14 protein-coding genes are annotated in these 21,817 nt (G+C 71.8%); 2 read left to right on the top strand and 12 right to left on the bottom strand.

The genetic code is table 11. The annotated features are described in order from the left end of the window. Positions 1 to 41 precede the first annotated feature (41 nt). Genes pyk through pta form a run of 3 tightly spaced genes read right to left on the bottom strand, consistent with a single transcriptional unit; the run spans position 42 to position 4,924 of the window. Entirely contained in the window at positions 42 to 1,469 is a 1,428-nt protein-coding gene (gene pyk, locus ABD335_RS28095; RefSeq protein ID WP_344328522.1) for a pyruvate kinase, read from the bottom strand. A 54-nt stretch (positions 1,470 to 1,523) separates the two neighbouring features. After that, positions 1,524 to 2,747 carry an acetate kinase gene (locus tag ABD335_RS28090; protein WP_344328520.1) on the bottom strand — a complete coding sequence of 408 codons (1,224 nt, stop codon included), beginning with the start codon at positions 2,745 to 2,747 and terminating at the stop codon, positions 1,524 to 1,526. Further along, the gene (pta, locus tag ABD335_RS28085) at positions 2,744 to 4,924 is read right to left on the bottom strand and encodes a phosphate acetyltransferase (protein ID WP_344328518.1); all 2,181 of its coding nucleotides are present in this window, start codon (positions 4,922 to 4,924) and stop codon (positions 2,744 to 2,746) included. The genes ABD335_RS28090 and pta overlap by 4 nt, the downstream gene beginning before the upstream one ends. A 261-nt stretch (positions 4,925 to 5,185) precedes the next feature. Between pta and ABD335_RS28080 the strand changes: the two genes are divergently transcribed. Further along, the gene (locus ABD335_RS28080; RefSeq protein ID WP_344328517.1) at positions 5,186 to 6,211 is read left to right on the top strand and encodes an ATP-dependent 6-phosphofructokinase; all 1,026 of its coding nucleotides are present in this window, start codon (positions 5,186 to 5,188) and stop codon (positions 6,209 to 6,211) included. A gap of 118 nt (positions 6,212 to 6,329) precedes the next feature. Here the strand turns inward: ABD335_RS28080 and ABD335_RS28075 are convergent, their stop codons facing one another. From ABD335_RS28075 to ABD335_RS28055, 5 genes are all read right to left on the bottom strand, one after another. Then, the gene (locus tag ABD335_RS28075; protein WP_344328515.1) at positions 6,330 to 7,220 is read right to left on the bottom strand and encodes a carbohydrate ABC transporter permease; all 891 of its coding nucleotides are present in this window, start codon (positions 7,218 to 7,220) and stop codon (positions 6,330 to 6,332) included. Continuing rightward, on the bottom strand, positions 7,217 to 8,152 hold the full coding sequence (locus ABD335_RS28070; RefSeq protein WP_344328513.1) for a carbohydrate ABC transporter permease: 936 nt from the start codon (positions 8,150 to 8,152) through the stop codon (positions 7,217 to 7,219). The genes ABD335_RS28075 and ABD335_RS28070 overlap by 4 nt, the downstream gene beginning before the upstream one ends. A gap of 8 nt (positions 8,153 to 8,160) precedes the next feature. Then, positions 8,161 to 9,522 (bottom strand): ABC transporter substrate-binding protein, encoded by a 1,362-nt coding sequence (locus tag ABD335_RS28065; protein ID WP_344328512.1) that lies wholly within the window; start codon positions 9,520 to 9,522, stop codon positions 8,161 to 8,163. 139 nt (positions 9,523 to 9,661) lie between these two features. Then, positions 9,662 to 10,369, bottom strand: coding sequence for a response regulator (locus ABD335_RS28060; protein ID WP_344328509.1), 708 nt, complete (start codon positions 10,367 to 10,369; stop codon positions 9,662 to 9,664). Then, entirely contained in the window at positions 10,366 to 12,012 is a 1,647-nt protein-coding gene (locus ABD335_RS28055) for a sensor histidine kinase (RefSeq protein WP_344328507.1), read from the bottom strand. The genes ABD335_RS28060 and ABD335_RS28055 overlap by 4 nt, the downstream gene beginning before the upstream one ends. A gap of 198 nt (positions 12,013 to 12,210) precedes the next feature. Between ABD335_RS28055 and ABD335_RS28050 the strand changes: the two genes are divergently transcribed. Next, positions 12,211 to 13,590, top strand: a complete 1,380-nt coding sequence (locus ABD335_RS28050; RefSeq protein WP_344328505.1) for a cation:dicarboxylate symporter family transporter — start codon at positions 12,211 to 12,213, stop codon at positions 13,588 to 13,590. 81 nt (positions 13,591 to 13,671) lie between these two features. Here the strand turns inward: ABD335_RS28050 and glgB are convergent, their stop codons facing one another. The 4 genes from glgB to ABD335_RS28030 all read right to left on the bottom strand — a co-directional run bounded on the left by glgB (position 13,672) and on the right by ABD335_RS28030 (position 21,613). Then, positions 13,672 to 15,885, bottom strand: coding sequence for a 1,4-alpha-glucan branching enzyme (gene glgB / locus ABD335_RS28045; protein ID WP_425583778.1), 2,214 nt, complete (start codon positions 15,883 to 15,885; stop codon positions 13,672 to 13,674). A gap of 365 nt (positions 15,886 to 16,250) precedes the next feature. Further along, positions 16,251 to 17,690, bottom strand: coding sequence for a maltokinase N-terminal cap-like domain-containing protein (locus ABD335_RS28040; RefSeq protein WP_344328503.1), 1,440 nt, complete (start codon positions 17,688 to 17,690; stop codon positions 16,251 to 16,253). 211 nt (positions 17,691 to 17,901) lie between these two features. Next, complete coding sequence (gene treS, locus ABD335_RS28035; RefSeq protein ID WP_344328500.1) at positions 17,902 to 19,599, bottom strand: maltose alpha-D-glucosyltransferase; 1,698 nt, start codon at positions 19,597 to 19,599, stop codon at positions 17,902 to 17,904. Next, the gene (locus ABD335_RS28030; protein ID WP_344328499.1) at positions 19,586 to 21,613 is read right to left on the bottom strand and encodes an alpha-1,4-glucan--maltose-1-phosphate maltosyltransferase; all 2,028 of its coding nucleotides are present in this window, start codon (positions 21,611 to 21,613) and stop codon (positions 19,586 to 19,588) included. Before ABD335_RS28030 ends, treS begins: the two co-directional genes overlap by 14 nt. Positions 21,614 to 21,817 lie beyond the last annotated feature (204 nt).

The following is a 21,817-nucleotide window of genomic DNA, read 5'->3' as shown; positions in this document are numbered from 1 at the left end:
TGCGTTCCGGGCCGCTCGCCGTACGAGCCGTCAGAGCGCCGTCACCGTTCGTCGTTGCCCAGGTGGTGGACCAGCACCATGTTGGTGGTGCCGGGGACGCCGGGGGGCGAACCGGCGGTCATGATCATGGTGTCGCCGGGGTTGTACCGCTGGAGCTTGAGCAGCTCGGCGTCGACCAGGTCCACCATCTCGTCGGTGTGGTCCACGTGCGGCACCACGAAGGACTCCACGCCCCAGCTCAGCGTGAGCTGGTTGGCGGTGGCCGGCTCGGTGGTGAAGGCCAGGATCGGCTGGGCGGCGCGGTAGCGGGACAGCCGCCGCGCGGTGTCGCCGGACTTGGTGAAGGCGATCAGCGCCTTGCCGTTGAGGAAGTCCGCCATCTCGCACGCCGCGCGGGCCACCGAACCGCCCTGGGTGCGCGGCTTCTTGCCGGGCACCAGCGGCTGGAGGCCGCGCGAGAGCAGCTCCTCCTCCGCGGCCTGGACGATCTTCGACATCGTCTTGACCGTCTCGATCGGGTACTGGCCGACCGAGGACTCCGCCGAGAGCATCACCGCGTCCGCGCCGTCCAGGATCGCGTTGGCGACGTCGGAGGCCTCGGCGCGGGTCGGCCGGGAGTTGGTGATCATCGACTCCATCATCTGGGTCGCGACGATCACCGGCTTGGCGTTGCGGCGGCACAGCTCGACGAGCCGCTTCTGCACCATCGGCACCTTCTCCAGCGGATACTCCACCGCCAGGTCGCCGCGGGCCACCATCACGCCGTCGAACGCGAGGACGACCTCCTCCATGTTCTCCACGGCCTGCGGCTTCTCCACCTTGGCGATCACCGGGACCCGCCGGCCCACCTCGTCCATCACCCGGTGGACGTCCCGGATGTCGGCGGCGTCCCGGACGAAGGACAGCGCCACCATGTCGCAGCCCAGCCCGAGCGCGAACTTCAGGTCCTCGACGTCCTTCTCCGACAGCGCCGGGACGTTGACCGCCACGCCGGGCAGGTTGATGCCCTTGTGGTCGGAGATCACGCCGCCCTCGATGACGATGCAGCGCACCCGCGGGCCGTCCACGTCCAGCACCTGGAGGGAGACGTTGCCGTCGTTGATCAGGATCGTCTCGCCCTTGGAGACGTCGGCGGGCAGACCCTTGTACGTGGTGCCGCAGATGGTCTTGTCGCCGGGCACGTCCTCGGTGGTGATGGTGAACTCGTCGCCGCGGACCAGCTCCACCGGCCCGTCGGCGAAGGTCTCCAGACGGATCTTGGGACCCTGCAGGTCGGCCAGGACGCCGATCGCGCGGCCGGTCTCCTGCGAGGCCTTGCGGAGACGGTGGTACCGCTCCTCGTGCTCCGCGTGGCTTCCGTGGCTCATGTTGAAACGGGCCACGTTCATGCCGGCCTCGATCAGCGTCTTGAGCTGTTCGTAGGAGTCCACGGCGGGGCCCAGGGTGCAGACGATTTTGGAACGGCGCATGGGAGCGATCCTATCTTTTGTTCAACAGCGGAACGTTCCAGGGGGTGATCCGGCTCACGTTTCGTCGGTCGTTCTGCCGGTGACCAGCGCGTACGTCTGAGTGGCGATCTCCAGCTCCTCGTCGGTGGGTATCACGGCCACCGCGACCCGCGCGGTGGGCGGGGAGATCAGCCGGGGCCCGTCGCCGCGCGCCGCGTTCCGCTCCGGGTCCACGGCCAGGCCCAGCCCCTCCAGCCCCGTGACGGCCGCCTCCCGCACGGGGGCCGCGTTCTCCCCGACCCCGGCGGTGAAGGCCACCACGTCCACCCGGCCGAGCACGGCGTGGTAGGCGCCGATGTACTTCCTCAGCCGGTGGACGTAGACGTCGAAGGCGAGCCGGGCCGCCTCGGCGTCCGGGCCGTGCTCCATCCGGCGCAGGACCTCGCGCATGTCGTTGTCCCCGCACAGCCCAAGCAGTCCGCTGCGCTTGTTCAGCAGGACGTCGATCTCGTCGACCGACATCCCGGCGACCCGCGTCAGGTGGAAGACCACCGCGGGGTCGACGTCCCCGGAGCGGGTGCCCATCACCAGGCCCTCCAGCGGGGTGAGCCCCATGGAGGTGTCCACGCACCGCCCGCGCGCCACCGCCGAGGCCGAGGCGCCGTTGCCCAGGTGGAGCACGATGACGTTCGTCTCGGACGGCTTCCGTCCCAGCAGTTCGGCGGCCTTGCGCGAGACGTACGCGTGGGAGGTGCCGTGGAAGCCGTAGCGGCGCACCCGGTGGGCGTCGGCGACGGCGGTGTCGATGGCGTAGCGGGCGGCGTACTCCGGCATCGTGGTGTGGAAGGCGGTGTCGAAGACGGCGACCTGCGGCAGGTGCGGGGCCAGCGCCACGGCCGTGCGGATGCCGGCGAGGTTGGCCGGGTTGTGCAGCGGCGCGACGGGCACCAGGCGCTCGATCTCCGCCAGCACCGCGTCGTCGATCACGGTCGGCTCGGTGAACCGCCGGCCGCCGTGCACCACGCGGTGGCCGATCGCCGCCAACTCCGGGGAGTCCAGGCCGAGGCCGTCGCGGTCCAGTTCCTCGGCGACGGCCTTGAGCGCCGTCTCGTGGTCCGCGACCGGCTCCTCGCGCTCGCGCGACGGCCGGCCCGCCGGGGTGTGCCGCAGGCGGGAGGTGCGCTCGCCGATCCGCTCGATCAGACCGGTGGCCGGGCGGGACCCGTCGGCCATGTCCAGGAGTTGGTACTTCACCGACGAGGAGCCCGAGTTCAGGACGAGGACGCGGGTGGCTCTCACGCGTTCACCGCTTTCTCGGTCCGGCCGCCCGGGGTCCGCGGCCCGGACGGCGGCGCGTCCGGCGTCCGCCGGTTCTGCTGGGCCTGGATCGCGGTGATGGCCACGGTGGTGACGATGTCGGGCACCAGGGCACCGCGCGAGAGGTCGTTGACCGGCTTGCGCAGGCCCTGGAGGACCGGGCCGACCGCCACGGCCCCGGCCGAGCGCTGGACGGCCTTGTAGGTGTTGTTGCCCGTGTTGAGGTCGGGGAAGACCAGCACGGTGGCCCGCCCGGCGACCTTCGACTCCGGCAGCTTGGTCGCCGCGACCGACGGCTCCACCGCGGCGTCGTACTGGATCGGCCCCTCCACCAGCAGGTCCGGACGGCGCTCGCGCACCAGCTCGGTCGCCCGCCGCACCTTGTCCACGTCCGCGCCGCTGCCGGAGGTGCCGGTGGAGTACGACAGCATCGCGATCCGCGGCTCGACCCCGAACCGGGCGGCGGTCGCGGCCGACTGGACGGCGATGTCGGCGAGCTGTTCGGCGTCGGGGTCGGGGTTGACCGCGCAGTCGCCGTAGACCAGCACCTTCTCGGCCAGGCACATGAAGAACACCGAGGAGACGATCTCCGCGTCCGGCCGGGTCCGGATGATCTCGAAGGCGGGCCGCAGGGTCGCCGCGGTGGAGTGCGCCGCGCCCGAGACCATGCCGTCGGCCAGCCCCTCCTGGACCATCAGGGTGCCGAAGTAGGAGACGTCGGTCACCAGGTCGTACGCCAACTCGTAGGTGACGCCCTTGTGGGCGCGCAGCTTCGCGTACAGCTCGGCGAAGCGCTCGCGCAGCGGCGAGGTCTCCGGGTTCACGACCCGGGCGGAGGCGCCCGGCCCCTCGGGGAGTTCGTCGGACTCGAGCAGGCCGAGGTCGAGGCCCAGCTCGGCCGCGCGCTTGCGGATCGCGGCCTCCTCGCCCAGCAGCGTCAGGTCGCACACGCCCCGGCGCAGCAGCACCTCCGCCGCCCGCAGCACCCGTTCCTCGGTGCCCTCCGGGAGGACGATGTGACGGCGGTCGGAGCGCGAGCGCTCGATCAGCTCGTGCTCGAACATCATCGGGGTGACCCGGTCGCTGCGGACCACCGAGAGCCGCTCCGCGAGCCGGGTGGTGTCCACGTGGGCCTCGAAGAGGCCCAGCGCGACCTCGGCCTTGCGGGGGGTGGCCGTGGTGAGCCGGCCCTCCACGGTCATCAGCTCGGCGGCCGTCGGGAACGAGCCGCCGGACACCGCCAGCACCGGGGTGCCCGGGGAGAGCCGGGCGGCCAGCGCCATGGTCTCCTCGCCGGGCCGCCGGTCGGTGGTGAGGAGGACCCCGGCGATGGCGGGGGAGCCGGCGGCGTGGGCGGCGAGGGAGCCGACGACGAGGTCGGCGCGGTCCCCGGGGGTGATCACCATGCAGCCCTCGGTGAGGGCGGGCAGGAAGGTCGGCAGCGTCGCGCCGCCGAAGACGAAGCCCCGCACGTCGCGGGCGAGCCCGTCCGGATCCGACTGGAGGACCTCCGCGCCCAGCGCCTCGACGATCTGCGAGACGGTCGGCGCGGCCAGCGCGGGCTCCTCGGGCAGGGCGTACACCGGCACCGGAAGCTGTTCGCCCAGGACGCGGGCGACGTCGGCGGCACGGTCGTCGGCGACCCGGTTGGCGATCATCGCGATGACGTCGCAGCCCAGCGAGGCGTACGCGTGGTGGGCGTTGCGGACCTCGGCGGTCAGCGCCTCGGGCTCGTGGTCCCTCCCGGCCACCACGGGCAGCACCGCCGCGCCGAACTCGTTGGCCAGCCGGGCGTTGAGCGCCAGCTCGGCGGGCAGGCCCGTGTCGGCGAAGTCGGTGCCCAGGACGAGGACGGCCTCGTAGTCGCGGGCGACGGCGTGGAAGCGGTCCACCAGGAGGGAGACCAGTTCGTCGGTGCCCTTGTCGGCCAGGACGGCGGCGGCCTCGTCGTAGCCGAGCCCGAACACCGTCCCCGCGGGCTGGGACAGCCGGTAGCGGCTGCGCAGCAGGTCGTAGATGGGGTCGGGGCCGTCGTGGGCGAGCGGCCGGAAGACCCCGACCCGGCCGCTGCGGCGGGACAGGAGTTCCATGACCCCCAGCTCCACGACCTGCCGGCCGTCCCCGCGGCCGATGCCGGTCACGTACACGCTGCGCGCCACGTGCGCTCTCCCTACTCCTCGCGCCGGGTCCGTGCCCTGCCTCGGGTACCCACGACCAGGGCCGGGAAAAGTGTCGGAAAAGCGACCTGCGGACGCCTATCGGTGCGCTTGTTCCGTTGGCCTACCCTTGACCTTACCGTCGGGCCCGGCCGCGTCGCGTGTCGAACGATTCCTGAGACGGGCGGAGCGGAATGCGTTCAGGGCGTGAAACAATCGCAGCGGCGCATTCGATACCAGCAGCGAGCAGGAGAAGCGATCCCCATGCGCATCGGAGTCCTCACCGCAGGCGGCGACTGCCCCGGTCTGAACGCCGTTATCCGTTCGGTCGTACACCGCGCCGTGGTCGACCGGAACGACGAAGTCATCGGCTTCGAGGACGGGTTCAAGGGCCTGCTCGACGGCCGTTACCGCGAGCTCGACATCAACTCCGTCTCCGGCATCCTGGCCCGCGGCGGCACCATCCTGGGATCGGCACGGCTGGAGCGGGGCCGGCTCCGCGAGGCGTGCGAGAACTCCGAGGAGCTGCTGGAGCGGCTCGGTCTCGACGCGCTCATCCCGATCGGCGGCGAGGGCACGCTGACCGCCGCCCGGATGCTCGCCGACGCCGGGCTGCCGGTGGTCGGCGTGCCCAAGACGATCGACAACGACATCTCCGCCACCGACCGCACCTTCGGCTTCGACACGGCCGTCACCGTGGCCACCGAGGCCATCGACCGGCTGAAGACCACCGCCGAGTCCCACCAGCGCGTGATGGTCGTCGAGGTCATGGGGCGGCACGCCGGCTGGATCGCGCTGGAGGCCGGCATGGCCGGCGGCGCGCACGGGATCTGCGTCCCCGAGCGGCCCTTCCAGGTGGACGACCTGTGCAAGATGATCGAGGAGCGCTTCGCGCGCGGCAAGAAGTTCGCGGTCATCTGCGTCGCGGAGGGTGCCCGTCCGGCCGAGGGCTCGATGCCGTACGAGAAGGGCGAGATCGACCAGTACGGGCACGAGCGCTTCAAGGGCATCGGCAACCGGCTCGCCAGCGAGCTGGAGCACCGTCTGGGCAAGGAGGCCCGGCCGGTCATCCTCGGCCACGTCCAGCGCGGCGGCACCCCCACCGCGTACGACCGGGTGCTGGCCACCCGCTTCGGCTGGCACGCCGTGGAGGCCGTCCACCGCGGCGACTTCGGCATGATGACGGCCCTGCGCGGCACCCGGATCGTGATGGCGCCGCTGGCGGACGCGGTGGCGGAGCTGAAGACGGTGCCGCAGGACCGGATGGACGAGACCGAGGCGGTCTTCTGACCCCCTGCCTCCGATCCGCTTCCGATCCCCTGCTCCACCTCCCGTGCGGCGGCGCCCGACCGAAGGGCGCCGCCGCACGGCGCGTTCGCCCCGCGCTCGCATCCCGCTCGGCTCCCGTTCACCCCTTGACGGCGCCGCCGAGCGCGAAGCCGCCGCCCAGCCGGCGCGCGATCAGCAGGTGGAGGAGGATCGCCGGCGCGGAGTAGAGCAGGGAGAACGCGGCGAGTTGGCCGTAGACGACCGAGCCGGTGTTGCCGAAGAAGGTGAAGACGCTCACCGAGGCGGGCATCTTCTCGGGGCTGAGCAGCAGCATGAAGGGGACGAAGAAGTTCCCCCACATGGCGACGAACGAGAAGACCGTCACCACCGCGACCCCCGGCCCCATCAGCGGCAGCACGATCCGGGTCAGCGCCTGCGTCGAGGAGGCGCCGTCGGTCCAGGCGGCCTCCTCCAGCGACACCGGGACGCCGTCCATGAAGTTCTTCATGAGCCAGACGGACATGGGCAGTTGGGCGGCGGCCAGGAACAGGGCCGTGCCGTGCACCGTGTCGATCAGCTCGACCTGGACGAACATCCCGTAGACCGGGACCATCACCGCCGTCACCGGCAGGCTGGTGGCGAACAGGATCGTCAGCAGGTACGGGCGGACCAGCCGCGAGCGGAACCGCGAGAGCGGATAGGCGGCCAGGGCGGCGCAGCAGACCGTGACGGCCGTGGCGCCGCCGCACAGCACCAGGCTGTTGAGGAGCGGGACGAAGGTGATCTCCTCGGTCAGCACCGCCTCGAAGTTCTCCGTCGTGGCCTCCTCCGGCAGCCGCACCCGCAGCCCCGCCTCGGCGTCCACCGAGGACAGCAGCAGCCACGCCAGCGGCAGCGCGAAGCCCGCGGCGAGGACCAGGAGCGCGAGGTCGGCGGCCCACCGGCGGCGCGCCGCGGCCCGCGTGCCCCGCGGCCTCCTCGTCACCGGGCTCGTCCTCCCACTCGTCGCAGCGCTCGTCCTCCCGCTCATCCCCGCACCTCCTCGCGCATCAGACGCAGGTAGAGGAGCGAGAACAGCGCGCCGACGACGAGCAGCAGCAGGGCCACCGCCGTGCCGTAGCCGATCAGGCTGTTCTTGAACGCCTGCTCGTACATGAACAGCGGCAGGGTTTGGCTGCGGTCGCCGGGGCCGCCGCGGGTCATGGCCCAGATCAGCCCGAAGACCGACAGCGTCTGGAGGGTGTTGAGCATCAGGTTGGTGCCGATGGCGCGGCGGAGCATCGGCAGCGTGACGTACCACAGCCGCTGCCGGGCCCCGGCGCCGTCCACCGCCGCCGCCTCGGTGATCTCCTCGGGGATCTCGGCGAGCGCGGCGGAGTAGACCATCATCGAGAAGGCGGTGCCGCGCCAGACGTTGGCCAGCGACACCGCCAGGATCGGCAGGGTGAACAGCCAGTTCTGGGCGGGCAGGTGGAGCCAGTCCAGGATCGCGTTGAGCGTGCCCTCGCGCCGGAAGAAGGCGTAGAGCAGGAAGCCGGCGACGACCTCCGGCAGCACCCAGGCGCAGATCACCACGGCCCCGGTGACCGTCCGCACCGTGCGCGAGGCGCGTCGCATCAGGGCGGCCAGGAGCAGACCGAGGGTGTTCTGGCCGACGATCGAGGAGAGCACCGTGAAGACCAGGGTGAGCCGGACGGCGTTGTGGAAGCCGTCGTCGGACAGCGCCCTGCGGAAGTTCTCCAGGCCGGTGAAGGACGCCGACTCCTGACCGGTGAGCTGGAGGTCGGTGAAGGCGATGGCCACGCAGTAGGCGATCGGGCCGGCCAGGAACAGGACCAGCAGCGCCGTGGCCGGGCCGAGCGGCAGCCAGCGCGCCGCCCGCCTCGCGCCGCGCGGGCCGCCGCGCCGGGGCGGAGAGGGAGGAGAGGGGGCCTTGTGCGGTACGGCGGTTCCCGCCGCCATGCGCGCCCTCACCCCGCCCGGGAGACGACCGCGCCGTCGGTGATCGCCTCCACCTGCTCGTCGTACCGCCGCGCGGCCTCCTCCGGGGAGGCGTCGCCGGTGGTCACCGCCTCCATGGCCTCCTGGATCGCCGTGGAGACCTGCGGGTAGACCGGCAGCGCCGGACGGTAGTGGGTGTGGTCGACCAGGCCGGTGAAGAAGTCGATGCCGGGCATCGACTCCAGATATCCGGGGTCCTCCGCCACGTCCTCGCGGACGGCGATGCCGGCGTTGGCGACGTTGAACCGGACCGAGTTCTCCCGCGTCCCCAGCACCTCGACGAACTCCCAGGCCAGGTCGGGGTTGGCCGCCCGGGCCGGGATGGCCCAGGTCCAGCCGCCCGACATGCTCACCTTCCCCGGCGCCTGCCCGTGCTGGGTCGGCATCGCGGCCTGCCCGAGGACGGTGTCCCACTCGGGCCAGGGGCTGCCTCCCGACTCGATCCAGTTGTTGCCGAGCCAGGAGCCGTCCAGGGCGATGGCCAGCTTCCCCTCGGGCAGCCACTCCGTGGCCACCTTGGTGGGGACGTTGGGGTCGAGGGCGTCGGAGACGTCCGGGCCGAGTCCCTCGGCGTAGACGGTGCGGACGAACTCCAGCGCGTCCCGGAAGCCCTCGCTCCCGACGACCCACTTGCCCTCGTCCGGGTCGTACAGGGGGTCCTCGCCGGTGCCGTAGAGCAGCATCTCGAAGCCCTGCATGGTGGCGGCCTCGCCCACGCCCTTGCCGGTGTAGACGTTCAGCGGGACGACGCCGGGGAGTTCCTTCTTGATCTTCCGGGCGGCGTCGAGGATGTCGTCCCAGTCCTTCGGCTGCCAGGTCGGCGGCAGTCCGGCCTTGACGATCAGTTCCTTGTTGAACCACAGGCCGCGGGTGTCCGTGCCGTCCGGCACGCCGTAGGTCTTCCCGTCCCGGGCCCGGGCGGCGCTCTTGGCGGTGTCGCTGTAGAGGTCCCAGTCCTTCCACTTCGCCAGGTAGGGGTCCAGCGGGCGCAGCAGACCGGCGGTGATGTCGGCGTTGATCAGGAAGGTGTCCTCGTACACCAGGTCCGGGGCGGTCCGGGGGGAGCGCAGCATCTGCTGGACCTTGGTGTAGTAGTCGGCGTCCGGGGCGTTGATCGGGATCAGTTCGACCTTCTTGCCGGGGTGTCTGCGCTCGAACTCCCTCTTCACCCGGGCCAGGTGGTCGTCCATGATGCGCACCTTGTGGTCGGTGGCCTGCTTGTAGGAGACCTTCACGGTGTCCGGATCGCCGGGCTCCCCGCCGCACGCGCCGAGGGCGCCGGCGGCGAGGACGACGGTGAGGGCGAGGACCAGCGGAGCGGTGGGGCGCACGGGCGACCTCCTGTGAGTCCGGCCGGAACGGCGAAGACCGCCCGCCGAACGTACGGCCGTCCGTATGTCCGGTCAATAGGGCGCGTGACGACGGACTCTGACGGTGCGTCGCCGCGCGGCTCCGGAAAGCGACCGGGTGTCAGCCCCGCCAGCGGTAGTACAGCTCCGGCCGGCCCACCTGCCCGTAGTGCGGGGTGCGCTCGGCCTGTCCCGTGCCGACCAGGTACTCCAGGTAACGGCGGGCGGTGATCCGGTTGACGCCGACCCGCTCGGCCGCCGCGCTCGCCGTCAGCCCCTCGCCGTCGGCCGCCCGCAGCGCCGTCGTGACCGACTCCAGCGTCGGCGCGCTCAGCCCCTTGGGCAGCGTGATCCGGCCCGGCGGACGGAGCGCGGCCAGGGCCCGGTCCACCTCCGCCTGGCTGCCGGCCTCCGCGCCCTCGCAGGCGGTGGTCATCCGGAACTGGGCGTACCGCTGGAGCCGGTCGCGCAGCGTCGGGAAGGTGAAGGGCTTCAGCACGTGCTGGACGACCCCGAGCGAGATCCCCTCCCGTACGACGGCCAGGTCGCGGGCCGAGGTCACCGCGAAGACGTCGGTGGTGTGGCCCGCCGCGCGCAGCGCCCGGACCAGGGCCAGGCCGTGGCCGTCGGGGAGGTAGAAGTCGAGCAGGATCAGGTCGACGGCCAGCTTGTCCAGGGCCCGTCCGGCCTCGGCCCGGGAGTGGGCCACGCCGGCGACCTCGAACCCGGGCACCCGCGAGACGTACAGGGCGTGGGCGTCCGCCGCCACGGGGTCGTCCTCGACCACCAGCACCCGTATGGGCTCCCCGCCCGCGCCCGTCCCGGTCACGCCGTCACCTCCGCGGCGCGCAGCGGCAGCCGTACGGTGAACTCCGCGCCGCCGGTCGCCGCCCGGTCCAGCGCCACGGTGCCGCCGTGCCGGCGTACGGTCTGCCGCACCAGGGCCAGGCCCAGGCCCCGGCCCGAGGGACCGGCGGCCTTGGTGGACCAGCCGCGCCGGAACACCTCCTCGGCCGCGTGGGGCTCGATGCCCGGTCCGCTGTCGGCGACGCGCAGCAGCAGCTCGTGCCGGTCGGCCCGGACGGTCACCGTCACCCGGGGGCTCCGGCCGCCCTCCCCGTGGGTGCCGTCGTGGGTGTCGTCGTGGGTGCCGTCGGTGACGGCGTCCAGGGCGTTGTCGATCAGGTTGCCCAGGACCGTCACCAGATCCCGGGCCGGAAGGTCGGGGGGCAGCAGGCCGTCGTCGACGCTGCTGTCGTCGGTGAGCACCAGCTCCACGCCGCGCTCGTTGGCCTGCGCCGCCTTGCCCAGCAGCAGCGCCGACAGCACCGGCTCGGCGACCGCCGCGACCACCTGGTCGGTCAGCGCCTGGGCCAGCTCCAGCTCGGCCGTGGCGAACTCCGCCGCCTCCCGCTCCCGGCCCAGCTCGATCAGGGACACCACGGTGTGCAGCCGGTTGGCGGCCTCGTGCGCCTGGGAGCGCAGCGCCTCGGCGAAGCCGCGCACCGAGTCCAGCTCGCCGGTGAGCGCCTGGAGCTCGGTGTGGTCGCGCAGGGTGACCACCGTGCCGCACCGCTCGCCGCCCGACACCGGCGAGGTGTTCACCACGACCACGCGGTCGTCGGTGAGGTGCACCTCGTCCACACGGGGCTCGGAGGCCAGCAGCACGCCGGTCAGCGGCGCGGGCAGGCCCAGCTCGGCGACGTTGCGTCCCACCACGTCCGAGCCGGTCAGGCCGAGCAGCTCGCGGGCGCCGTCGTTGATCAGCGCGATGCGCCGCTGCCCGTCCAGCATCACCAGCCCCTCGCGCACCGCGTGGAGCACGGCCTGGTGGTAGTCGTGCATCCGGCTCAGCTCGGCGGCGTTCATGCCGTGGGTGTGACGGCGCAGCCGGGCGTTGATCACGTAGGTGCCCAGGCCGCCGAGGACCAGCGCGCCGCCGGCCACCGAGAGCAGGACGGCCATCTGCCCCCGCACCTCGGCGCTGATCTTCTCCACGGCGATCCCGGCGCTCACCAGGCCCACGATCCGCCCGCCGTCGCGGATCGGGGTGACCACGCGCACGGACGGACCGAGCGTGCCGGTGTAGGTCTCGTGGAAGGTCTCGCCCCGCAGGGCCGGACCGATGTGGCCCACGAAGCGGCGGCCGATCCGGTCGGGAGCCGGGTGCGTCCAGCGGATGCCGTCCGGGTCCATGATCGTCACGAAGGTCACGCCGGTGTCGCGGCGGACCCGCTCGGCGTACGGCTGGAGCCGCGCGCTGGGGTCGGAGGAGGCGATCGCCTCGCGCACCGAGGGCGAGTCGGCGATCGTCCGGGCCGTCGCGGTGACCTGCTTCCGGGCCGAGGTCTCGGCCTGCTCGCGGTCGTTCAGGTACGTGAACAGCGCGCATCCGGCCACCACGGCCGCCACCAGCACGACCTGCATCGCGAAGAGCTGGCCTGCCAGACTGCGGGGACGGGGGAGACGCATGGCCCCCAGTCTGCCGCCGACCTCCCGCCCGTGCCCCGCCCGGGTGTTCCGGCCATCTCCGGGGATTCCCCAACTCCACCGCGTTTCGGCGGTTTTCCGTGCACGTAATGCACGCAACGGTGATCGGACTCACATCGGGATGCATAGTCAGCGGGACTCCACGCGAGTCGGAGCCGCAATTCCCCCGAGGAGCCCGACGTGTCCACCCAGACAGCGCAGTCCAAGAGACGAGACCGCACCCACTACCTGTACATCGCCGTGATCGTCGCCGTGGTGGCGGGCATCGCGCTCGGCTTCGTCGCCCCCGGCGTCGCCGTCGAGCTGAAGCCGCTCGGCACGGGGTTCGTGAACCTCATCAAGATGATGATCTCGCCGGTGATCTTCTGCACGATCGTGCTGGGCATCGGTTCCGTTCGCAAGGCCGCCAAGGTCGGCGCGGTGGGCGGGCTCGCGCTCGGCTACTTCCTGCTGATGTCGACGGTCGCCCTGGCCATCGGCCTGGTCGTCGGCAACGTGCTCCACCCCGGCTCCGGCCTGGAGCTGACCGAGGAGGTCAAGAGCGTCGGCGCGGCGCAGGCCGAGGGCGCGAGCGAGAGCACGGTCGACTTCCTGCTGGGCATCATCCCGACCACCCTGGTCTCCGCCTTCACCGAGGGCGAGGTGCTCCAGACCCTGCTGGTGGCCCTGCTGGTGGGCTTCGCGCTCCAGGCCATGGGGTCGGCCGGCGAGCCGATCCTGCGCGGCATCGGCCACATCCAGAAGCTGGTCTTCCGCGTGCTCGCCATGATCATGTGGGTGGCGCCGGTCGGTGCCTTCGGCGCCATCGCGGCGGTGGTCGGCGAGACCGGTGTCGACGCGCTGACCTCCCTGGCCGTCATCATGGTCGGCTTCTACGTCACCTGTGCGCTGTTCGTCTTCGTGGTGCTGGGCGCGCTGCTGAAGATCGTCACGGGCCTGAACATCCTCGCCCTGCTGAAGTACCTGGGCCGCGAGTTCCTGCTGATCCTGTCCACCTCCTCCTCCGAGTCGGCGCTGCCGCGCCTGATCGCCAAGATGGAGCACCTGGGCGTCAGCAAGCCGGTCGTGGGCATCACGGTCCCCACCGGGTACTCCTTCAACCTCGACGGCACCGCGATCTACCTGACGATGGCCTCCCTCTTCGTGGCCGAGGCGATGGGCGACCCGCTCTCGCTGGGCGAGCAGGTCTCGCTCCTGGTCTTCATGATCATCGCCTCGAAGGGCGCGGCGGGCGTCACCGGCGCCGGCCTGGCCACCCTCGCCGGCGGCCTGCAGTCCCACCGCCCGGAGCTGGTGGACGGCGTCGGTCTGATCGTCGGCATCGACCGCTTCATGAGCGAGGCCCGCGCCCTGACGAACTTCGCGGGCAACGCGATCGCCACCGTGCTGATCGGCACCTGGACCAAGGAGATCGACAAGGACCGGGTGAACGAGGTGCTGGCCGGCCGCATCCCGTTCGACGAGCGGACCCTCGTCGACGACGGCCACGGCGCCCCCGAGGAGGCCACGCCGGAACCCGCCCCCGACGGTTCCGGCGCCAAGAAGCCCGCGGGCGTCTGACTCCCCCGCCTCCGCCCCGGGCTCGTCGCACGGCCCTGTCTCCCCCGGACAGGGCCGTGCGGCCGTTTCCGGGCCCCGGGCTCAGGCCGGGACCAGCCAGATCGTCGCCAGCGGCGGCAGCGTCGGGGCGATGCTGGCCGGACGGCCGTGGGCGGGGACGGAGTCGGTCTTCAGCGGCTCGGGGTTGCCCACGCCGCCGCCGCCGTACCGCGCCGCGTCGGTGTTGAGGACCTCGCGCCAGGCCGGGACCTCCTCCGGGACGCCGAGCCGGTAGTCGTGGCGGACGACGGGCGAGAAGTTGGAGACGGCGACCAGGGGGGTGCCGTCGGCGGCGTACCGCAGGAAGGCGAAGACGTTGTCGTCGGCCGCGCCCCCCTCGATCCAGGAGAAGCCCGCCGGGTCGGTGTCCCGCTCCCACAGCGCGGGCGTGCCGGCGTAGACGCGGTTGAGGTCGCGGACCAGATCGCGCACGCCCTGGTGGTCGCCCGCGGCCGGGTACGCCGGGTCCAGCAGCCACCAGTCCGGGCCGTGCGCCTCCGACCACTCCGCGCCCTGGGCGAACTCCTGCCCCATGAACAGCAGCTGCTTGCCCGGGTGGGACCACATGAAGCCCAGGTAGGCGCGGTGGTTGGCCCGCTGCTGCCACCAGTCGCCCGGCATCTTCGACACCAGCGACCGCTTGCCGTGGACCACCTCGTCGTGGGAGATGGGCAGGATGTAGTTCTCCGAGTAGGCGTACACCATGGAGAACGTCATCTCGTTGTGGTGGTACCTGCGGTGGATCGGCTCCTTGACCATGTACTCCAGGGAGTCGTGCATCCAGCCCATGTTCCACTTGAAGCCGAAGCCCAGCCCGCCGAAGCCGCCCGGCCCGACGTGGTGGGTGGCGCGGGTCACGCCGTCCCAGGCGGTGGACTCCTCGGCGGCGGTGATCACCCCCGGGCAGCGGCGGTAGACGGTGGCGTTCATCTCCTGGAGGAAGGAGACCGCCTCCAGGTTCTCCCGCCCGCCGTGGACGTTGGGGGTCCACTGGCCGGGCTCGCGCGAGTAGTCGAGGTAGAGCATCGAGGCGACGGCGTCCACCCGCAGGCCGTCGATGTGGAACTCCTCGCACCAGTAGACCGCGTTGGCGACCAGGAAGTTGCGGACCTCGGTGCGGCCGAAGTTGAACTCCAGCGTCCCCCAGTCCGGGTGCTCGGCGCGGGCCGGGTCGGAGTGCTCGTACAGCGCGGTGCCGTCGAAGCGGGCCAGCGCCCACTCGTCCTTGGGGAAGTGCGCCGGCACCCAGTCCATCAGCACGCCGATGCCCTCCTGGTGGAGGCGGTCGACCAGGTGGCGGAAGTCGTCGGGCGTGCCCATGCGCGCGGTGGGCGCGTAGAAGCCGGTGACCTGGTAGCCCCAGGAGCCGCCGAAGGGGTGCTCGGCGATCGGCATCAGCTCCACGTGCGTGAAGCCCAGGTCCTTGACGTACGCCGGAAGCTGCTCGGCCAGCTCGCGGTAGGTCAGGCCGGGACGCCAGGACGGCAGGTGCACCTCGTAGATCGACAGCGGCTCCCGGTGCGGGGCGCGCTCGGCGCGGCGCGCCATCCACGCGTCGTCCCGCCAGACGTACTCCGACTCCTCCACGATCGAGGCGGTGGCGGGCGGCACCTCGGTGCGGCGGGCCATCGGGTCGGCGCGCAGGGTGTGGGAGCCGTCGGGGCGGGTGATGTCGAACTTGTACAGCGCGCCCGGGCCGACACCGGGCAGGAACAGCTCCCACACGCCGCTGCCGCCCAGCGAGCGCATGGGGAAGGCCGTCCCGTCCCAGTAGTCGAAGTCCCCGGCGACCCGCACCCCCAGCGCGTTGGGCGCCCAGACGGTGAAGCGGGTGCCGGCCACCCCGGCGTGGACCATGGGCCGGGCGCCGAGTGCCCGCCACAGCTCCTCGTGGCGGCCCTCGCCGATCAGGTGCAGGTCCAGCTCGCCCAGGGCGGGCAGGAAGCGGTAGGGGTCCTCGGTCTCGATCTCGTCGACGCCCGGCTCCTCGCCGTAGCGCACCAGCAGCCGGTACGGGGGGAGGGCGGGCTCCGCCGCCAGGGGCAGCAGCCCCGAGAACAGCCCGTCGCCGTCGTCGTGCAGCTCGGCCCGCATCCCCTCGACGAGGACGGTGACCGCGCGGGCGTACGGGCGCAGCGTGCGGAACACCACCCCGCCCTGCGTCCGGTGCGCGCCGAGCACCGCGTGCGGATCGTGGTGGGAGCCGTGGAGGAGGCGCTGCCGCTCGCCGGGGTCCAGCGGCTCGGCCGCCCGCACCGTGTGGACGGGGGGCGCGTCCCCGCTCCCGCGCGGGGCGGGGGGACGGGCGTCGGGCCAGTTGGCGGCGTGGTCCTTGAGCGGTTCGGTCTGCCTCACGGCGACCGGTTCGGAGGAGGCGGCGGGAATCCGCCCGGCGCTCTCCGACGGGCTCGTCCCCGGGGTCTTCTCCGCCGTGTCCTTCGCGGCCCCGGCGGGCTGCGCCGCCTCCGCCGCGCCCCCGGGGGCCACCGGTCGGGAAGGCGCGGCGGAGGCGGCGCCCTCGTCCCGGTCGCCGGCCCGGGCGGGCCGCGGGGAGGCGTCGGAGAGCGGTCGGCTGTCAGGACGGGGGGTCACGGGAGGGGCCTCCTGGTGCGCTGAGTCGTTCAGACGTCCGCGAGCCGATGGATGGCGGACATCGGGATGGCGAGCCAGGCGGGGCGGTGCCTGGCCTCGTACAGGACTTCGTAGACGGCCTTGTCCGTCTCGTAGGCCCGCAGCAGCACGTCCTCGTCGCGCGGGTCGGAGCCGGAGGCGTCGGCGTAGCCGGAGCAGTAGGCGTCACGATTCTTCTCGGCCCACTCGCGCGCCCACCGGGCGTCGCCGGAGGAGACCCGGGCGTGCTGGCACGCCGCGTAGTCGAACGAGCGCAGTATGCCCGCGATGTCCCGCACCACCGGCTGCGGACGGCGCCGCTCGGCGATCGGGCGGGCGGGCTCGCCCTCGAAGTCGATGATCGACCACCGGTCGGTCCTCCCCGCGCACAGCGCCTGGCCCAGGTGGAGGTCGCCGTGGATCCGCTGGGCGGACCAGGCCCGTCCGCTGTGGCCGAGGTCGGCGACGGCGTTGAAGACGGCGTGCAGCCGGCCCCGGTAGGGGCGCAGGGCGGGCACGGAGGCGGCCGCGGCCTCCAGGCGCTCGTTCATGCCGGAGGCGATGAACTCCAGTTGGCGGCGGCGCAGCGCGGTGACCGGCAGCGCCTCCGCGAGCGTGGTGTGCACCTCGGCGATCGCCTGGCCCAGCGCCCACGCGGCGCCGGTGAAGTCGCCGTGGGCCGCCAGCGAGCGCAGCGCGAGCTGCCAGCCGTCGCTGGTGCCGGGCAGGAAGGGCTGGAGCACGCCCAGCGTCATCGGCTCGCCGACCTCGCCGCCGGGGCGCGCCTCGAACCACGCGGCGGGCGCCGGCACCCGGTCCGAGCCGGCCCGCGCCAGGGCGAGCGGCAGCTCCAGGTCGGGGTTGACGCCGGGGCTGACGCGGCGGAAGAGCTTGAGGATGTACCGGTCGCCGTAGACCACCGAGGAGTTCGACTGCTCCACGCTCAGCGGCCTGGGCGGCAGCCCGGTGGGGATGACGGTGCCGCGCTCGCGCTGGAAGCGCAGCGGGCCGAGCCGGCCGGGGGAGCGCAGCCGCTCCAGCAGCACGGCGGCCAGCCGCGGATCGTGCAGCGCCTCGTAGACGGTGCGGCCGCGCAGCGGCCCGTCGACGGGGTGGCCGATCAGGGAGCCCGCGAGCGGGGGCGGCAGGGCGGGGCGCACACCGAGCAGCAGCTGGTAGCAGTCGGCGGGCACGGGATGGGTCTGCTCCGGGCCGCCCGGCTGCTGGGCGCGGACGAGGAGGTGGAGCAGACCCGGCGCGGCGCCGCTCGTGCACGGCAGCAGCTCGGTGACGGCGACCAGGGTGAACCCGCTGACGGGCCGCCCCTTCCCGGCGAACCAGCGTTGCCGCGGGAGCCATTCGGTGAGCAGTGGCGTGAGCGAACGCAGCAGCGCCGCGCCCCCGGACTCGCGCGTGGCGACGGCGGCGCGGGGCGAGGAGCTGTCCGACATGGCGTCCTTTCCCCGGGCACACGAAAGGTACGGCAGAGTGTCCCGGATTGCGGCTGTGGCTGTCCGGCGGTGCGGGACGTGTCGGGGAGTACCCACCAACCGGGCTAGTGAACTCGACTGACCGTCCCCGTTGGTGGTGATGGAAATGGTGCCCACGGCGGCCCGGGACTAACCTGTGTTCCGGTCGTTTCCCGGGCCACCGCCCTTCTTCTCAGCCCTGCTTCCGCAGTCGGAACCAGTAGAAGCCGTGCCCCGCCAGCGTCAGCAGGTACGGCAGCTCTCCGATGGGCGGGAAGCGCACGCCGCCGATCAGCTCCACCGGGTGGCGCCCGTTGAAGGCGTTCAGGTCCAGCTCGGTGGGCTGGGGGAAGCGTGAGAAGTTGTTCACGCACAGTACGAGGTCGTCCCCGTACTCGCGCAGGAAGGCGAGCACCGCCGGGTTGGACGAGGGCAACTCGGTGTACGAGCCCAACCCGAAGGCCGGGTTCTGCTTGCGGATCTCGATCATCCGCCGGGTCCAGTGCAGCAGCGACGACGGGCTGCTCATCGCCGCCTCGACGTTGGTGACCTGGTAGCCGTAGACCGGGTCCATGATCGTGGGCAGGAACAGCCGGCCCGGATCGCAGGAGGAGAAGCCGGCGTTGCGGTCGGGCGTCCACTGCATGGGCGTGCGCACCGCGTCCCGGTCGCCCAGCCAGATGTTGTCGCCCATGCCGATCTCGTCGCCGTAGTACAGGATCGGCGAGCCGGGCAGGGAGAGCAGCAGGGCGGTGAACAGCTCGATCTGGTTGCGGTCGTTGTCCAGCAGCGGGGCGAGCCGGCGCCGGATGCCGATGTTGGCGCGCATCCGCGGGTCCTTGGCGTACTCCGCGTACATGTAGTCGCGCTCTTCGTCGGTGACCATCTCCAGCGTCAGCTCGTCGTGGTTGCGCAGGAAGATGCCCCACTGGCAGCCCGAGGGGATGGCCGGGGTCTTGGCCAGGACCTCGGAGACCGGGTAGCGCGACTCGCGGCGCACCGCCATGAAGATCCGCGGCATGACGGGGAAGTGGAACGCCATGTGGCACTCGTCGCCGCCCTTGGAGTAGTCGCCGAAGTAGTCGACCACGTCCTCCGGCCACTGGTTGGCCTCGGCCAGCAGCACCGTGTCGGGGTAGTGGGCGTCGATCTCGGCGCGGACCCGCTTGAGGAACTCGTGGGTGGCGGGCAGGTTCTCGCAGTTGGTGCCCTCCTCGGCGTACAGGTAGGGGACCGCGTCCAGCCGGAAGCCGTCGATGCCCAGGTCCAGCCAGAACCGCAGGGCCGAGATCATCTCCTCCTGCACCTGGGGATTCTCGTAGTTCAGGTCCGGCTGGTGGGAGAAGAACCGGTGCCAGTAGTACTGCTTGCGCACCGGGTCGAACGTCCAGTTGGACACCTCGGTGTCCACGAAGATGATGCGGGCGTCGGCGTACTTCTTGTCGTCGTCGGCCCACACGTAGTAGTCGCCGTACGGGCCGTCGGGGTCGCGGCGGGACTCCTGGAACCAGGGGTGCTGGTCGCTGGTGTGGTTCATGACCATGTCGATGATGACCCGCATGCCGCGCTGGTGGGCGGCGTCCACGAACTCCACGAAGTCGGCGAGGTCGCCGAACTCCGGGAGGACCGAGGTGTAGTCCGCGACGTCGTAACCGCCGTCCCGCAGGGGGGACTTGAAGAACGGCGGCAGCCAGAGGCAGTCCACACCCAGCCACTGGAGGTAGTCGAGCCTGGCGGTGAGGCCCTTCAGATCGCCGATGCCGTCGCCGTTGCTGTCCTGGAAGGACCGGACCAGCACTTCATAGAAGACGGCCCTTTTGAACCACTCGGGATCGCGGTCCTTGGCGGGCGTGTCCTCGAACGTGTCGATGACGGGTTCATTGACGGTCATGGTTGGGTGACCCTCCGGTCTGTGAGGACGGTCGCAGGGTGAGGATGTGCGCGGGCGCCGCGGCACGGCCCGGCTCCAGGCGCACATAGTTGTCCCTGCCCCAGTGATAGGTCTCGCCGGTGAGCTCGTCGCGCACCGGGAAAAGCTCGGCGCCACTCTCCTGCGCGGGCGTGAGACCGAGTTCCGTCAGGTTCAACGAGACCGTGGCCTCGTGGGTGTGGTGGGGGTCGAGGTTGACCACCGTGAGAACCGTGTCGGCGTACGGGCGCGTGCTGCGCTTGGAGTAGACGATGATCGCCGGGTTGTCGGAGTGGTGGAAGCGCAGATTGCGCAGGTGCTGCAGTGCCGGGTGGCGGCGGCGCAGCCGGTTCAGCTCGGTGATCAGGGGCGTGATGGTGGCGCCCGATCGTTCGGCGGCCGCCCAGTCGCGTGGGCGCAATTGGTACTTCTCCGAGTCAAGGTACTCCTCGCTGCCCGGCCTCACCGGCGTCGACTCGCACAGTTCGTAGCCCGCGTAGACGCCCCAGGAGGGGGAGAGGGTGGCCGCGAGCACCGCCCTGATCTCGAAGGCGTGGCGTCCGCCGTGCTGGAGGTACTCGTGCAGGATGTCGGGAGTGTTGACGAAGAAGTTCGGCCGCATGTACGAGGCGGCGTCCCCGGAGAGCTCGGTCAGGTACTCGGTCAGTTCGTCCTTGCCGTTGCGCCAGGTGAAGTAGGTGTACGACTGCTGGAACCCGATCTTCGCCAGGGTGTGCATCATCGCGGGACGGGTGAACGCCTCGGCCAGGAAGACGACGTCGGGGTCGGTCCTGTTGATCTCGCCGATCACCTTCTCCCAGAAGACGACCGGCTTGGTGTGCGGATTGTCCACGCGGAAGATCCGCACCCCGTGGTCCATCCACAGCCGCAGGACGCGCAGCGTCTCCTCGACGATGCCGGAGAAGTCCGCGTCGAAGGCGATGGGGTAGATGTCCTGGTACTTCTTCGGCGGATTCTCGGCGTAGGCGATCGAGCCGTCGGGACGGTGGTGGAACCACTCGGGGTGCTCCTTGACCCACGGGTGGTCCGGGGAGCACTGGAGGGCGAAGTCGAGGGCGACCTCCATCCGCAGCTCGCGGGCGCGGGCCACGAAGTGGTCGAAGTCCTCGAAGGTGCCCAGGTCCGGGTGGATCGCGTCGTGGCCGCCGGCGGTGGAGCCGATGGCCCACGGGCTGCCCACGTCGTGCGGGCCCGCGGTGAGGGAGTTGTTGGGGCCCTTGCGGAACGATTCGCCGATGGGGTGGATCGGCGGCAGGTAGACCACGTCGAAGCCCATCGCGGCCACCGCCGGCAGCCGTTCGGCGGCCGTGCGCAGGGTGCCCGAGACGGGCGGCTCGCCCTCCGCGACGACCGCGCCCTCCGAGCGCGGGAAGAACTCGTACCACGAACCGAACAGCGCCCGCTGCCGCTCCACCAGCAGCGGCAGCGGGCGCGTGACCGTGATCGGCTCGCGCAGCGGGTGACGGTCCAGCACGGACGTCACCTCCGGGGCCAGGGCCGCCGCCAGCCGCGCGGCGACCGGGCGGGAGACGTCGCGCAGGGCGTCCACCGCGTCCAGGACCGCCGCGCGGCCCTCGTTCTTGGGCACCCCGGCGGCGGCCCGCTCGTGCAGCGCCGCCCCCTCGACGAGGGTCAGCTCGGCGTCGATCCCGGCCGGGACCTTGATGCCGGCGTTGTGCCGCCAGGTGGAGATCGGATCGCCCCACGCCTCGATGCTGTAGGTCCAGCGACCCTCCACGTCCGGGGTCACCTCGGCGCCCCAGCGGTCGGTGCCGGGGGCCAGTTCGCGCATCGGAATCCAGGGGCCGGACCGTCCGTTGGGGTCGCGCAGCACCACGTTCGCGCCGACCGCGTCGTGCCCTTCGCGGAAGACGGTGGCCGAGACCTGGAAGGTCTCTCCGACCACGGCCTTGGCCGGACGGCGTCCGCAGTCGACGAGCGGGTGGACGTCCAGTACGGGAATGCGACCGATCATTGGCTCACCTGGGGACGTTACGGGTGGTTTTGCTCTTTCTATCCGTTCCACAGACCGCTTACGGGTCGCGGGCATGGCCGCTCCTGTCCGCTTTCACTCGGGTGGCGTGACGGTTGTCGTATGCGGGTGCCCCGGAAGGGCTGTCAGAAAAAGAACCTGCCCACGCGAATGGGAGGTGAAATCGGCGGAATGTGAACTACCGGT

It is taken from the genome of Streptomyces macrosporus, assembly GCF_039533145.1.
Classification (GTDB): Bacteria; Actinomycetota; Actinomycetes; order Streptomycetales; family Streptomycetaceae; genus Streptomyces; species Streptomyces macrosporus.
The sequence above is the reverse complement of the archived record's forward strand: the minus strand, read 5'-3'. Positions and strand labels throughout refer to the sequence as shown.

What these genes read in the sequence shown, in the direction of transcription:
- ABD335_RS28070 (WP_344328513.1), bottom strand. Translation starts at nt 8,152, where the DNA reads ATGGCGGCGGGAACCGCCGTACCGCACAAGGCCCCCTCTCCTCCCTCT.
- ABD335_RS28030 (WP_344328499.1), bottom strand. Translation starts at nt 21,613, where the DNA reads ATGATCGGTCGCATTCCCGTACTGGACGTCCACCCGCTCGTCGACTGC.
- ABD335_RS28040 (WP_344328503.1), bottom strand. Translation starts at nt 17,690, where the DNA reads ATGTCGGACAGCTCCTCGCCCCGCGCCGCCGTCGCCACGCGCGAGTCC.
- ABD335_RS28055 (WP_344328507.1), bottom strand. Translation starts at nt 12,012, where the DNA reads ATGCGTCTCCCCCGTCCCCGCAGTCTGGCAGGCCAGCTCTTCGCGATG.
- ABD335_RS28080 (WP_344328517.1), top strand. Translation starts at nt 5,186, where the DNA reads ATGCGCATCGGAGTCCTCACCGCAGGCGGCGACTGCCCCGGTCTGAAC.
- ABD335_RS28075 (WP_344328515.1), bottom strand. Translation starts at nt 7,220, where the DNA reads ATGAGCGGGAGGACGAGCGCTGCGACGAGTGGGAGGACGAGCCCGGTG.
- pyk (WP_344328522.1), bottom strand. Translation starts at nt 1,469, where the DNA reads ATGCGCCGTTCCAAAATCGTCTGCACCCTGGGCCCCGCCGTGGACTCC.
- treS (WP_344328500.1), bottom strand. Translation starts at nt 19,599, where the DNA reads ATGACCGTCAATGAACCCGTCATCGACACGTTCGAGGACACGCCCGCC.